Below are 13,749 nucleotides of genomic sequence, written 5' to 3' on the forward strand. Positions count from 1 at the left end.
CTTCCTCCCCTTACCCTACCGCCTCCTCAAGCGGTTTTGGCGCGATAATATGACTGCCGATTCCCCGCGGCAAGCCGACGAAAGTGCAAAGGCGGCATATGCTACCCATTAGTGGGTAAACCCGTCTCCCGCACGGACAGGTTTACTGTGATGAAAGGCACAACCGGTTCTCGATCACATAGCGCGTCAGGCCCGCCGTGCTGGCGATTGCGAGTTTCTTCTTGATGTTCTTGCGATGCGTTTCGACCGTCGCTTCCGAAATCCCCAGTTTCGCGGCGATCTCGCGATTGCTGCTGCCTTCGGCCACCAGTACCAGTACATCGTTTTCACGGGCGGACAGGCCTTCGGGTTTCCTTTCACCGTTCTCAAGAAGCGCCTCGGAAACGCCCGAGGAAAAATATGTGCCGCCGGACGCAACCGCGTGAATGGCCGCGACGATTTCCGTCGTGGAGACGTCCTTCAGCACATAACCCGACGCGCCGCGCATGATCGAGGTGGAGATATATTCGCGGCTGTCATGCATCGACAGCATGAGGATGCGGATGCCGGGCAGTTGCTTCTTGAACAGTTCTATGGCGTCGATGCCGTTGAGCAACGGCATGTTGATATCCATCAGCACAACGTCTGGATCGACCGACAGGGCCATTTCCAGGGCGGCGCGCGCATTGGCGGCGGCGCCGGCGATCTCGATGTCGTCGTAAGTTTCCAGGACTGCGCGCAGTCCGTCCAGCACCAGCGGGTGATTGTCGACCAGCAATACGCGAATCTTGCATTCGTTCGTCATGCGACTTCCGGTTCCAGCCTTCTTTCCGTCGCCGACTTCGGCAGACGTGCGGTGAGCTGCGTACCATCTACGCCGGTTTCAACCAAGAGCACACCGCCAAAATGTGCCATGCGTTCCTGCATGTTGCGCAGTCCGAGGCCGGACAGTTCGTCGTTCAGGTCGCCCGCGGTGAAACCATTGCCGTTATCGGCAATCGTCATCGTCACCTTGCCTCTCGAATCGGAGAGACGGATATCGACATGCGTGGCGCCCGAATGCCGCTCGACATTGGTGAGCGCTTCCTGCACGACACGATAGAGCGCCGTACTCGGCTCGGTCTTCACCGTCTCGCTCAGGCCGCTCGCCTTGAAACGCGTCTCGATGCCGGTGCGTTCGGAAAAATGCTCGCACAGCGCCTTCAGCGCCACCGTCAGTCCGAGGTCGTCGAGAATGCGCGGACGCAGATCGTGCGACAGGCGCCGCACTTCCTTGATGGCTCCATTCAGCGCGTCCGATGCCTTTTCGATGGCCAGCGGAGCGCCGCCGCTACCCGTTCGCACCTGGCGGCTTGCAAGGTCGATGGCATAGCGCACGCCGACGAGATTCTGCGAAATGCCGTCGTGCAGCTCGCGCGCCAGCCTTGCCCTTTCTTCTTCCTGCGTGTCGATGATGCGCTGCGCAAGCTCCTTCAGCTTGGTGTCGGCCATGCGCCTTTCACGCAGGTTCAGCAACATGCAGGTGGCGAAAACCAGCATCACCGCCGGAACGGCAATCAGGCTGACGATCAGGAAGGTGGTGCGGATATTGGCGCGAAAATCGGCATTGGCGGCAGCGGTCTGCGCATAGACATCGTCGAGATAGACGCCCGTGCCGAGCATCCATTTCCATTTATCCAGCCCGACGGCGAAGGAAAGCTTGTCCGCCACCTCCCCGCTGGACGGCTTTTCCCACTTATATTGATGCAGGCCGCCACCCTCCTTCGCCTTGGCGATCAGATTGGCGATGACACGGTCGCCGTCAGGATCGGTGAGATCGAGCCAGTTATGGCCGGGGCGGAACAGCTGGCGCGGGTGAACGACATTGTTGCCGTCATAATCGTAGACGAAGAAGTAGCCGTCGCGGCCATAATCGAGCGAGGTCAGGATGGCCCGCACCTTCTCCATCGCCGCCGTATCGTCCGGCCCTGCCTCCTCATAGATTTTCTGGATGGAGGAGAGAGCGAGATTGGTCAGGTTCAGCAGCTCCGTTTCCTTCGCCTTGAGCATATTCTTCTCGAAGGTGGCGATACTGCTCTGGACGAGATTGGTCGACTGCCAGGTAATGAAGGCCGTGACCGTCAGGATGGCCACGATGAGCGGCACGATTGCCAGTGCAACGATCTGATAGCGTAGCGTCAAGTCCCAACCTCCGGCCTCCAAACTGTGGCGGCAAGTTTAACGCGCGCCCGGGAAAGTGCGAAACGGTTTTCGCACGAATGCAAACGGCCATGGCCTATGCAGACCCGGCCCCGAATTGTTGGGAGTATTCATAACAGTAGATTCCATATATTAAACTGAAACATTTCCAGTCTCTATAAATTATTACTAATATTCATGATATACAGGATGTTTAAAAATGGCACAGGATAATTCAACGAACGGAATTTTCTCGATGACGACTATCGTCAGGACCGCATGTCTGGCCTCGGCGGTGACATTGCTTTCCTTTCCGCTTCAGGCAAAAGAGCCGGGCCATGCCAAGGCAGCAGTGGTGACCCCTGTCCTGAAAACCGACAAGACAATCACCGGCGGCAAGCTGACCCTGCCGCAGGGAGATGTCGAAGTCGCGGTTTCCCAATATGAAATCGCGCCCGGAGCGACCCTGCCGATCCACAAGCACCCCTATCCGAGATACGCCTATGTTTTTTCCGGCAAATTGCGCGTCTCCAACAAAGATACGGGGAAAAGCTCGACCTTCAAGGCTGGAGACTTCATCGTTGAATCTATCAATCAATGGCACAGCGGCACGAATATCGGTTCAAAGCCGCTCAAGCTGCTCGTCATCGATCAGGTCAGGAAGGGCGAGAATAACGTCATAATGAAGAAATAGCGCCAGATTCGGCGATATTTTCGCCTTGGAGCGTGTTTCGATCCGATCGGAATACGCTTCAAGATGTGGATGTTGATTTCAAATATTATTTTCTTTAGAAAAAGCGCAATATATATTGAATATCGCCATTTAGTTTTAGAGAGAACTTATTGATGAAGAATTATCGTGCAACCGGCCTCGCATTCATCTTTGCCGCCATTTCCAGCGCACCGGCTCTCGCCGCGCCGCTTCCGGGGGGAGCGAGCACGTTGCAGGAAACCTATCAGGACTGGACGGTTTCGTGCCAGTCGCAGAAAGATGCGACCGTCTGCGCAATCCGCCAGCAACAGAGCAGCCCCCAGACCGGCCAGCGCGTACTGACGGCAGAGCTTCGCAATGCCGGAGGAAAAGTCGAAGGCGTGTTGCTGATGCCGTTCGGCCTTGATCTCGCCAAGGGCGCTTCGCTCAAGATCGATGAGGCCGCCGGACCAAACCTCGCTTTTTCAACCTGTTTACCGCAAGGCTGTCTCGCGCCGATAAGCTTTGACGCAAAACAGGTTGCCGCCCTCAAGGCGGGCGCCAATATCAATGTCACCACCACGGCATTGAGTCCGAGCCAGCCGGTCGCGTTCAAGATTTCCCTGAAGGGTTTCGGTGCGGCTCTCGACCGCATCACCACGCTGACGAAGTAATCGGCACGGAATCCGGGAGCCATGCGATCGCCAGATTGCATGGCTCTGTTTATTCAGGCCAGATGCCGGGCCGAGATATGCGCCAGATGCCGGTGCCAGCGCAGCGTCATCAGCACTGCAACGATGCCCAGCCCCGCCGCAAGGCCAAGCCAGATGCCCTGCCCGCCCATTCCAAACCGGAAGGCGAGCAGCGCGCCGAGCGGCAGGCCCACGCCCCAATAGCCGAACAGCGCCAGATACATCGGAATGCGCGTGTCGCGCAGCCCCCGCAACATGCCCGCCGCCACGGCCTGTGCGCCGTCAACCGTCTGGAACAGCGCTGCCAGCGCAAGGAAGCTGACAGCCAGTTCCATCACCGGCAGGTTCTGCGGATCGTGCAGATCCAGGAAAACGCCGATGAACAGGCGCGGGATCAGCACCATCAGCAGCCCCATCACCGCCATGAAGCCGACGCCAAGCACATAGGCGCTCCAGCCCGCATAGGCGATGGCCTTCGGGTTTCCCGCGCCGAAAGCGCGGCCGACGCGCACGGTCGCCACCTGCCCGAAACCGAGCGGCACCATGAAACTGAGCGAGGCAATCTGGATCGCCACGGCATGGGCCGCCATGGCGGTCGGGCCAATCCGCCCCATCATCACCACCGCGGCATAGAAGATCGAGGTTTCGAAGACGAAGGTCAGCGCCATCGGAATGCCGATGCGCCAGAGTTCGAGCAGGCGCGGCCAGTCCGGTCGCCAGAAACGACCGAACAGATGATAGCGGCGGAAACGGCGATGCCACAGCGTAATGAATACGAGACCGAGGAACATCATCGTGCTGGATGCGGTCGTGGCAATGCCGGCACCGTGCAGTTCCATGCGCGGAAAGCCGAAATGACCGAAAATGAGCGTCCAGCCGGCAAGCGCGTTGAAGCCGATGGCGAGCGCCGCCACCAGCAATGTCCACATCGGCTTTTCCATCGCGGCGAAAAACGAGCGCAGCACGATATAGCCAAGATAGGGCAGCAGCGCCCATTGCAGCGTGTGCATGAAATCGGTCGAGCGCGCGGCAATATCGGGCCGCTGGCCAAGGAAAAGGAAAATCTCCTCGCAGTGCCACAGCACGACCCAGATCGGCACCGCGATCATGATCGCCGTCCAGAAGCCCTGACGCACGGTGCGGCGAACATCGCGTACGGAATGACGGTTCTTGCCGAGCGCGATGGCGATCATCGGCATGACGGCGGAAACGAGCCCCATCGAGAAGATCATCAGCGTGTGATAGAAGCTCGTCGCCAGCAGCGCCGATGCAAGCGTGTCCGCGCCAAGGCGACCGATGAAGATCACGTCGGTTGCCGTCAGGGCCGCCTGCGAAAGATTGGTGAAGATCAGCGGCCAGCCCAGTCTCAGCGCCGCCGACATCTCCCTGCCCCAGCGCTGCGCGCCGGTTTCATGGGGCTCGCGAAAGCCCGCATCGATTGTCCTGTCCATAACTCGCTCCCGAAGCGTCCGGGGCCGTCAGATCGCCGGATGCTCCATGTGGTTGAGGCCACGCCCCGGAACATCAGAGACCATGTCAATCTGAGAGGGGACGCAGGATAAGATCATCGACCGTCCCATGCCGGCTAAGAGCATTCATCGTCTTGAGAACGACGACGCCCCAACTTTTCGGGTTGTCCAATCCCTATCGGGAACGTTGTGTATGTTCCAGGAATTGTTCCGGAGCCAAGCGGGCTGCGCATCGATTTGCACAAAATAAGAGCACAATGGATACCAGACCTGTTCAAAGAAGCAACACATCTCGAAATGGATTTTTCATCTCATGACACCGGGAGGAACGAAATCCTCATTCTGGCGTGAAAGGGCGGTTCGCCGTCCGATAAAGGATTGACGCCAACGCCCTAACCAATAGGAATAATTGCAATAAATGAGGAGGCATCATGCGCAGCACCAAACTCATCCATATTGTCGGCTGTCATGCGGAAGGCGAAGTCGGCGACGTCATCGTTGGCGGTGTGGCGCCCCCGCCGGGCAACACGGTGTGGGAGCAATCGCGCTTCATCGCCCGTGACGAAACCTTGCGCAATTTCGTGCTCAATGAGCCGCGCGGCGGCGTGTTTCGCCACGTCAATCTGCTGGTGCCACCGAAGGATCCGCGCGCGCAGATGGGTTTCATCATTATGGAACCCGCCGATACGCCGCCCATGTCCGGCTCCAATTCGATCTGCGTTTCGACCGTGCTTCTCGACAGCGGCATCATTCCCATGCAGGAACCGGTGACGCGCATGGTGCTGGAAGCGCCGGGCGGGATCATCGAAGTGGAAGCCGAATGCCGCAACGGCAAGGCCGAGCGCATTTCCGTGCGCAATGTGCCGTCTTTCGCGGACCGGCTGGATGCATCGCTGGAAGTTGAGGGGATTGGCACCGTTACGGTCGATACGGCCTATGGTGGCGACAGTTTTGTCATTATTGATGCAACGCAGATCGGCATGAAAATCGAACCGGATCACGCGCGGGAACTCGCCGAAATCGGCGTGAAGATCACCAAGGCCGCCAATGAGCAGCTTGGCTTCCGCCATCCCGAAAAAGACTGGGATCACATTTCGTTTTGCCAGATTACCGAGCCGGTGACACGCGAGGGCGATGTGCTGACCGGCGTGAACACGGTTGCGATCCGCCCCGCCAAGCTGGACCGTTCACCGACCGGCACCGGCTGTTCGGCGCGCATGGCCGTGCTGCACGCCAAGGGCCAGATGCAGGCGGGCGAGCGCTATATCGGCAAGTCCGTGCTTGGCACCGAGTTTCACTGCAAACTCGATCATGTGCTGGAACTTGGCGGCAGGCCCGCGATCAGCCCGATCATTTCCGGTCGCGCATGGGTGACCGGCACCGCGCAACTCATGCTCGATCCGGGCGATCCGTTTCCACATGGTTACCGCCTCTCCGACACCTGGCCCCGGGGCAATTGATATTCAGACGCTGACGGCCTGCAAATGGCGCTTTTCTACGCTTCCGGTGCTCATGTACCCAAAAGTACATTCCGCTCCGGTTCTCAAAAAACACCATTTTCGGCTCGTCATCACCAGAATCTCAATCACCCCGCACAGCCTGTCTTACTACCGCTCTTCTGACCTCTTTATCGAGCACCACACCCCTCACCCTGAGGTGCGTAGCGAAGCGGAGCCTCGAAGGGCGAGGTCCAGATGGAACTGGAAATACAACGCCGGTCGTCACACCCGCGATCCTTCGATCCTTCGAGACGGCCCTACGGGCCTCCTCAGGATGAGGATCGAAAAGCAATACGCGCATTAAAAAACCCGCCGAAGCGGGTTTTTTTCATGTCTCTTTTGCCGCGTTTACGCGAAATCGAGCGGACGGTCGCCGTCCTCATCCTTGATGCGTGACGGCAGGCCGATATGGTTGAGGATGTGGAGGAAAGGCTTCGGATTGAGCTCTTCCACATTGACCATCTTCTTCACGTCCCACTCGCCCGAAGCGATCAGGATCGCGGCCGCAACCGGCGGCACGCCAGCCGTATAGGAAATGCCCTGCGAACCGACCTCGTTATAGGCTTCCTTGTGGTCGGCAACGTTATAGATGAAGACTTCCTTTTCCTTGCCGTCCCTGGTGCCCTTGACGAAATCGCCAATGCAGGTCTTGCCGGTATAGTCAGGCGCAAGCGACGACGGATCGGGCAGCACGGCCTTGACCACCTTCAGCGGCACGACTTCCAGACCTTCCGCGGTCTTGACCGGCTGTTCGGACAGGAGGCCGAGATTGTTCAGGACGGTGAAGACGTTGATATAGTGATCGCCAAAGCCCATCCAGAAACGCACGTCGGCATTGGGGTAGTTCTTGGACAGCGAATGCACTTCGTCATGGCCCGTCATATAGGCCTTGCTCGGACCAACGACCGGCAGGTCAAATGTCTGGCCGACCTCGAACATCCTGTTCGACTGCCATGCGCCCTGCTGCCACGAATAGACCGTGCCGGTAAATTCGCGGAAATTGATTTCCGGGTCGAAATTGGTCGAGAACCAGCGGCCATGCGAGCCAGCATTGATGTCAACGATGTCGATGGATTTGACGTCATCGAGATAATCGTCGGCGGCCAGACGCGCATAGGCATTGACCACGCCCGGATCGAAGCCAATGCCGAGAATGGCGGTGATGCCCTTCTCTTCGCATTCCTTCAGGTGCTTCCATTCGTAATTGCCATACCATGGCGGCGTCTCGCAGATCTTCTTCGGATCTTCGTGGATAGCGGTGTCCATATAGGCCACGCCCGTATCGATTGAGGCGCGGAGGACCGACATATTGAGGAAGGCCGAGCCGACATTGATGACGATCTGAACACCCGTTTTCTGGATAAGGGCCTTGGTGGCCTCCACATCCATTGCATCCAGCGCATGCGCTTCCAGCTTCACCTCGGTCTTGAGGCTCTTCTTCTCGCGCACGCTATCGATAATCCTGCGGCATTTCTCAACCGTGCGGGACGCAATGTGGATATCCCCCAATACGTCAGAGTTCTGGGCACATTTATGCGCCACAACCTGTGCTACGCCCCCGGCGCCGATAATGAGAACGTTCTTCTTCATTTTCTGTCGATGCTTCCTCTTCCAGCGGTTTCCCGCCATCTGTTGTGCGTCCCTGGCGCTCTCAGCCAATCGGAACGGGTTCAGTTTCGCGTCGCGGATCAATTGCGACGCAGGGTTCAGGAGAGCGAACCCTCGAAATCCGCGTAATCGAATTCGCGGACAAGTTTGACCGTGCCGTCGAGTTCGCGTACGGCAATGGCAGGCATTTTCACGCCATTAAACCAGTTTTTCTTGACCATCGTATAACCGGCGGCATCCTCGAAGGAGAGGCGGTCGCCAACCTTCAATTCCTGTTCGAATTTGAACTCGCCGAAAATATCGCCCGCAAGGCAGGACTTGCCGCAAACCATATAGCTGTGCTGGCCATTGTTCGGCGCCATTTTCGCCTTTTCGCGATAGATCAGCAGATCGAGCATATGCGCCTCGATGGAACTATCGACAATGGCGAGATTCTTGCCGTTATAGAGCGTATCGAGAACGGTCACTTCGAGCGTGGTCGTTTTGGTGATCGAGGCCTCACCCGGCTCCAGATAGACCTGAACGCCGAATTTTTCCGAGAATGCCTTCAGGCGCGCGCAGAAATCATCGACCGGATAGTCGTCACCGGTGAAATGGATGCCGCCGCCAAGGCTCACCCATTCGACGCGATGCAACAACGAACCGAACTTTTCCTCAATATCGGTCAGCATCTTGTCGAAAAGACCGAAATCGGAATTTTCGCAATTGTTATGGATCATGAAGCCGGTGACGCGATCCATGATCTTCTCGACCTTGGCCACATCCCATTCGCCAAGGCGGCTGAACGGGCGCGCCGGATCGGCCAGATCGAAGCTTGATGACGACACACCCGGATTAAGCCGCAGACCACGCTTGATATGCGCCGCCTTATCGGCAAAGCGCTCCAACTGGCCTATCGAATTGAAGATGATCTTGTCGGCATGGGAAACGACGTCATCGATCTCGTGATCGGCATAGGCCACGCTATAGGCATGGGTTTCACCGCCGAATTTTTCGCGGCCCAGACGCACCTCATTGAGCGAGGACGAGGTGGTGCCGTCCATATATTCGCTCATGAAATCGAACACCGACCATGTGGCGAAGCATTTCAGCGCCAAAAGCGCCTTGGCGCCGGATTTCTCGCGCACATAGGCGATCTTTTCCATGTTGCGCTTCAGCTTGGTCTTGTCGATCAGGTAATAGGGCGTCTGGATCATGAGAGTTCCGAGTTGTTTGGCCGGGCCGTCCGATGGGGAAATCTGGCCTCGCCAGCAAGGCTGGTTTGCCAAGTGGAGGAAACAGGCAAGTAGTTTCCCAAATTATTCGAAGGCTTATAGGAAGCTTGTGACAGAAACACAAATCCGCCACAGCATTATCGGGAAAAAATTTCCCCACAAGCTGTCGCGGATCGCTTCCCATCTCCGGCCACCTCCGGTGGTTCGGGCTTCATATAAGGCTTTTCCCCGGAATTTGAACCCCTTCCATACGTCTCCACTGTTTTCGGTGAAGCTCCTTGTTTCGAAGCGCCGCTATCCTGCCCTTATAGTGGCCAGTCGGACCATCAAAATAATTAAACAAGCATTTGCTTGACAAATTATAAGGCCGGGCGTAGCCATTGGCATTATCTGGAAAGGCGAAGCCGTCGCGGCTTCCGCTCATGCAAATGCATCAAGGGAAAATCCAATGCAGGATCAGAAGTCGACCGCAGGATGGGGAGACCTGTTCGCAGGCAAGAATGCCATAGTCTCGCTGACGCTGGTGGGCGGCGTAGCGCTTCATGCAATAAATGTGTTCATCGCCACGACCATTCTGCCGACCGTTGTCGCCGATATTGGCGGCATCGATTATTATGCATGGAATACCGCGCTGTTCGTGACCGCATCCATCCTCGGCTCCGCGCTCGTTCCCCGGCTTCTTTCGCAGGCAGGACCGCGAAGCGCCTATCTGGTCGCCGCAATCGTCTTTGCAGCGGGAACACTTGCCTGCGGCCTTGCGCCGTCCATGCCCGTTATGCTGGCGGGGCGCGCGATACAGGGGCTCGGCGGCGGCATGATGCTCGCCCTTTCCTATTCCATGATCCGTATCGTCTTCGACGAAACCCTTTGGCCCCGTGCCATCGGACTGGTTTCGGGCATGTGGGGCGTGGCGACGCTTGTCGGCCCGGCTATCGGCGGCGTCTTTGCAGAACTGGGCATGTGGCGCGCCGCCTTCTGGTCGCTCGCCCCCGTTATTGCCGTCTTCACCGTCATGGCCATAACCGTATTGCCGCGCGAGTCCGGTTCGGCGGCCAGCGAGGACCGCCTGGCCTGGCCGCAACTCGTCCTTCTCACCGCTGCGGTTCTTTCGGTTTCGGCCGGGAGCATATCGTCCGATCTGGCGTGGAATGCTTCCGGCGTGTTGCTCGCCATCATTCTGCTGCTTCTGCTTGCGGCGATCGAGAACAAGGCCAGCAGGCGCATTCTTCCGAAAGGCTCGTTCAGCATCCAGCGGCTCGGCGCGCTCTATCTCACCCTCGCCTTTCTGAGCGCATCCGTCACCAGTTCGGAAGTCTTCGTGCCGCTGTTCTTCCAGGTGCTGCACAACCAGTCGCCGCTGGTGGCCGGATATCTCGCCGCCATCATGGGCGGCAGCTGGACGCTCGGCTCCATCGGCTCGTCAGGCGTTCCCGACGGGCGCACCGACAGGGTCATCCTCGCCGCTCCCGTCATGGGCGTCGCGGGCATGGTGACCCTGGCCATTCTCATTCCGACCGGAAGCGAAGGACATTGGTACGATCTTCTGCCGATCTGTCTCGCGCTGGCGGTCATCGGCTTCGGCGTCGGCCTGACATGGCCGCATCTGCTGACCCGTATCTTCAAGCGGGCCGACACGGAAGACCAGAATCTGGCGTCCGCTTCCGTGACCATGGTCCAGCTTTTCACGACTGCGCTTGGCGCTGCGCTGGCCGGCATGGTTGCCAATATGGCGGGCCTCAGCAATCCCGGTGGTTTTGCGGGCACGGCCCATGCCGCGCTCTGGCTCTTCTCCGGCTTCGCAATATTGTCCGGACTGGCTTTCCTGTCGGCGCTGGCGCTGGTTCGCAGCGCAAGACAGCCGCAGCCCGCATCATGCTGAGTTCAATCAGGATGCCGTTCACCGGTCGCTGCGATGATATAAGCGCAGCGCCGTGCGCCGGCCAGAATATGCTCGGTGCGCCTTACCGAAACACCGGGACCGAGAACGGCGATGAATATCTCAAGCTCCGCCCGGCAAAAACCCTGACACGCATCGGCGGCGGCGCAGATCGGGCAGTGGTTTTCGATAAACAGCCACGACCCATCTTCCTGCTGCTCGACATCGGCCATATATCCTTCCGCCGAGCGGATGGCCGCCAGTTCCTTCACCCGTTCGCCAAGCGGCAAGTCCTTCAGGCGGGCCTGATACTGTCGGCGTGTCTCCGTCTCACGATGGGTGATCAGCACATCGAGCGCATCCTGACCGAGAATGGCGCGCACGGAATGCAGAAGCTGAACTGTCAGGTCGGCGTGGGTGTCGGGAAAGCGCTTGTTGCCGGTCTCGGTCAGGTCCCAGAACTGAGAGGGACGCCCGACGCCCTGCGATACCGAATGCGGAGCGACGAGACCTTCCTCGGCAAGACGCACCAATTGCTGGCGCACGGCCTCGCCGGTCGTTCCCAGATGTTCGCCGATCACGGCAGCGGTCTGCGCACCCCGCATCTTGAGCGAGAGCATGATCCGCTCGGCGGGAGAACGTGCTACCGAAACGTCTGCATTTAGAAAGTCATTTCTTGACATATTGCCGATTTTCTATTTAAAGAAGGATTATCTTGTTAAATAAGCCATTGGCACAATTTTAGCAAGATCGTTATCAAACGACGGCACTCAACCGGCGACCAGTAAAGACAGATGAATGGGCCTGACGGGTCCGGGCCGCGACGGCGTACGTAATACCAAGGCGCTAAGATGCTTATGCATCACGCCTTGAAAAGTTCAATCGCCACTCAGGCCTAACCGGGTCTCGATGAGACTTGGTATAACAAGGAGTTTTAAAATGAGCTTCACCCTGCCTCCGCTTCCCTATGCAACCAACGCCCTCGAAGGCGCAGGCATGGGAACGGAAACGCTTGAGTTGCACCATGGCAAGCATCATCAGGCCTATGTAACCGCGCTGAACGGCTTCGTCGAAAAGAACGACGCGCTCAAGGGCAAATCCCTTGAAGAAATCGTGCTGTTTGCGAAAGACAAGGCTGACCTGGCCCCCGTTTTCAACAATGCCGGCCAGCACTGGAACCACAATCTTTTCTGGCAGAACCTCTCGCCGAACGGCGGTCGCCTGCCCGGCGCGCTGGAAAAGAAGATCGTTGAGGATTTCGGCGGCGTGGACCAGTTCAAGGAAGCCTTCAAGGCTGCGGCTGTCGGCCAGTTCGGCTCAGGCTGGGCATGGCTGGTTCTGGCCGATGACGGCAAGCTGAAAGTTGCCAAGACGCCAAACGGCTCCAATCCGCTCGCAACGGGCGAAGGCAAGGCGCTGTTGGGGCTTGATGTCTGGGAGCATAGCTATTATCTCGATTTCCGTAATCGTCGGCCTGACTATGTGACGAACTTCCTCGACAAGCTGGCCAATTACGAATTCGCGGAAGCCACCCTGAAGGCAGCATGACGCGTTGAATTGATTGCAATCAAAGCATTTTGCCTGCGGAAGATGCAAGCTCCATGGAGCTGCGTGGCTGCGGGCGAAATGCAGCAATGACCGATAAAGACCGAACCAACCGATCCATTCCGCAGGCGCCGTCCTCCCAAGCGGTGCAGGAGCAAGACAGAGACAGTTCCGAAGATGAGCAGTAATTTTAATCAGGAAACCGTCACCGACATCCATCACTGGACCGATACGCTGTTTTCCTTCCGCACGACACGTGACCCCGGCTTCCGCTTCCAGAGCGGCCAGTTCATCATGATGGGTCTGGAAGTGAACGGAAAGCCGCTGACCCGCGCCTATTCCATTGCGTCGAGCCTTTATGAAGACGGTCTGGAATTCTTCTCGATCAAGGTGCCGAACGGTCCGCTGACCTCGAAGCTTCAGCATCTGAAGAAGGGCGACCAGATCATCCTCTCCAAGAAGCCCGTCGGCACGCTGCTCTACGACAATCTGAAGCCGGGCAAGAATCTCTGGTTGCTTTCGACCGGCACCGGCCTTGCGCCATTCCTGTCGATCATCCGCGACCTCGAAGCCTATGAGCGCTTCGAGAAGATCATTCTCGTGCATGGCGTGCGTCAGGTCGCCGAGCTTGCCTATACGGATTTCATCTCCAAGGAACTGCCGCAGGACGAATTCCTCGGCGAAATGGTACAAAAGCAGCTCATCTATTATCCGACCGTCACCCGTGAGCCTTACAAGAACCGCGGACGCCTGACCGATCTCATCCGTTCGGGACAGATTTTCAAGGATATCGGCCTGCCGGAATTCAACCATGAAGACGACCGCATGATGCTGTGCGGCAGCCCGGAAATGCTGGCGGAAACGAAGCAGATTCTGGAAGAGCGCGGTTTTAAGGAAGGTAGCCAGAGCGAAGCTGGCGAATACGTCATCGAAAAGGCCTTCGTTGAAAAATAAGCTCCGCCGCGATGCGGATAAGGAAAAGGGAGGCTTCGGCCTCC

The 13,749-nt window shown here is 57.9% G+C and carries 12 protein-coding genes; 6 read left to right on the forward strand and 6 right to left on the reverse strand.

Annotation, left to right across the window (positions count from 1 at the left end; genetic code table 11):
- Positions 1-142 precede the first annotated feature (142 nt).
- Together mctR and mctS are read right to left on the reverse strand one after the other, a co-directional pair.
- Entirely contained in the window at positions 143-784 is a 642-nt protein-coding gene (mctR, locus tag FHS76_RS10610; protein ID WP_183651885.1) for a two-component system response regulator MctR, read from the reverse strand.
- Complete coding sequence (gene mctS, locus FHS76_RS10615; protein WP_183651888.1) at positions 781-2,160, reverse strand: two-component system sensor histidine kinase MctS; 1,380 nt, start codon at positions 2,158-2,160, stop codon at positions 781-783. Before mctS ends, mctR begins: the two co-directional genes overlap by 4 nt.
- Before the next feature lie 217 nt (positions 2,161-2,377).
- On the opposite strand from mctS, the gene FHS76_RS10620 reads away from it, so the two are divergent.
- Positions 2,378-2,851: a cupin domain-containing protein gene (locus FHS76_RS10620; protein WP_235992640.1), complete on the forward strand. Its 474-nt coding sequence runs from the start codon at positions 2,378-2,380 to the stop codon at positions 2,849-2,851.
- A 152-nt stretch (positions 2,852-3,003) separates the two neighbouring features.
- A complete protein-coding gene (locus FHS76_RS10625) occupies positions 3,004-3,522 on the forward strand; it encodes an invasion associated locus B family protein (RefSeq protein WP_183651891.1) in 519 nt (172 codons plus the stop codon).
- Positions 3,523-3,575: 53 nt separating this feature from the next.
- Here the strand turns inward: FHS76_RS10625 and FHS76_RS10630 are convergent, their stop codons facing one another.
- The gene (locus tag FHS76_RS10630) at positions 3,576-4,991 is read right to left on the reverse strand and encodes an MATE family efflux transporter (RefSeq protein WP_183651893.1); all 1,416 of its coding nucleotides are present in this window, start codon (positions 4,989-4,991) and stop codon (positions 3,576-3,578) included.
- A 449-nt stretch (positions 4,992-5,440) separates the two neighbouring features.
- Here FHS76_RS10630 and FHS76_RS10635 point away from each other — a divergent pair, with 449 nt between their 5' ends.
- A complete protein-coding gene (locus FHS76_RS10635; RefSeq protein WP_183651896.1) occupies positions 5,441-6,469 on the forward strand; it encodes a trans-3-hydroxy-L-proline dehydratase in 1,029 nt (342 codons plus the stop codon).
- A gap of 387 nt (positions 6,470-6,856) precedes the next feature.
- Here FHS76_RS10635 and FHS76_RS10640 read toward each other — a convergent pair whose 3' ends face one another.
- Positions 6,857-8,098, reverse strand: coding sequence for a saccharopine dehydrogenase family protein (locus FHS76_RS10640; RefSeq protein WP_183651899.1), 1,242 nt, complete (start codon positions 8,096-8,098; stop codon positions 6,857-6,859).
- Between the two features lie 116 nt (positions 8,099-8,214).
- Positions 8,215-9,312, reverse strand: a complete 1,098-nt coding sequence (gene nspC, locus FHS76_RS10645) for a carboxynorspermidine decarboxylase (protein ID WP_183651902.1) — start codon at positions 9,310-9,312, stop codon at positions 8,215-8,217.
- Positions 9,313-9,778: 466 nt separating this feature from the next.
- Here nspC and FHS76_RS10650 point away from each other — a divergent pair, with 466 nt between their 5' ends.
- On the forward strand, positions 9,779-11,209 hold the full coding sequence (locus tag FHS76_RS10650) for an MFS transporter (RefSeq protein ID WP_183651905.1): 1,431 nt from the start codon (positions 9,779-9,781) through the stop codon (positions 11,207-11,209).
- 2 nt (positions 11,210-11,211) lie between these two features.
- On the opposite strand, the gene FHS76_RS10655 is transcribed toward FHS76_RS10650, so the two are convergent.
- A complete protein-coding gene (locus tag FHS76_RS10655; RefSeq protein ID WP_210306076.1) occupies positions 11,212-11,826 on the reverse strand; it encodes a helix-turn-helix transcriptional regulator in 615 nt (204 codons plus the stop codon).
- 319 nt (positions 11,827-12,145) lie between these two features.
- Between FHS76_RS10655 and FHS76_RS10660 the strand changes: the two genes are divergently transcribed.
- Complete coding sequence (locus FHS76_RS10660; RefSeq protein ID WP_183651911.1) at positions 12,146-12,754, forward strand: superoxide dismutase; 609 nt, start codon at positions 12,146-12,148, stop codon at positions 12,752-12,754.
- A gap of 174 nt (positions 12,755-12,928) precedes the next feature.
- On the forward strand, positions 12,929-13,705 hold the full coding sequence (locus FHS76_RS10665) for a ferredoxin--NADP reductase (RefSeq protein ID WP_183651914.1): 777 nt from the start codon (positions 12,929-12,931) through the stop codon (positions 13,703-13,705).
- Positions 13,706-13,749 lie beyond the last annotated feature (44 nt).

It is taken from the genome of Brucella daejeonensis, assembly GCF_014199265.1.
Classification (GTDB): Bacteria; Pseudomonadota; Alphaproteobacteria; order Rhizobiales; family Rhizobiaceae; genus Brucella; species Brucella daejeonensis.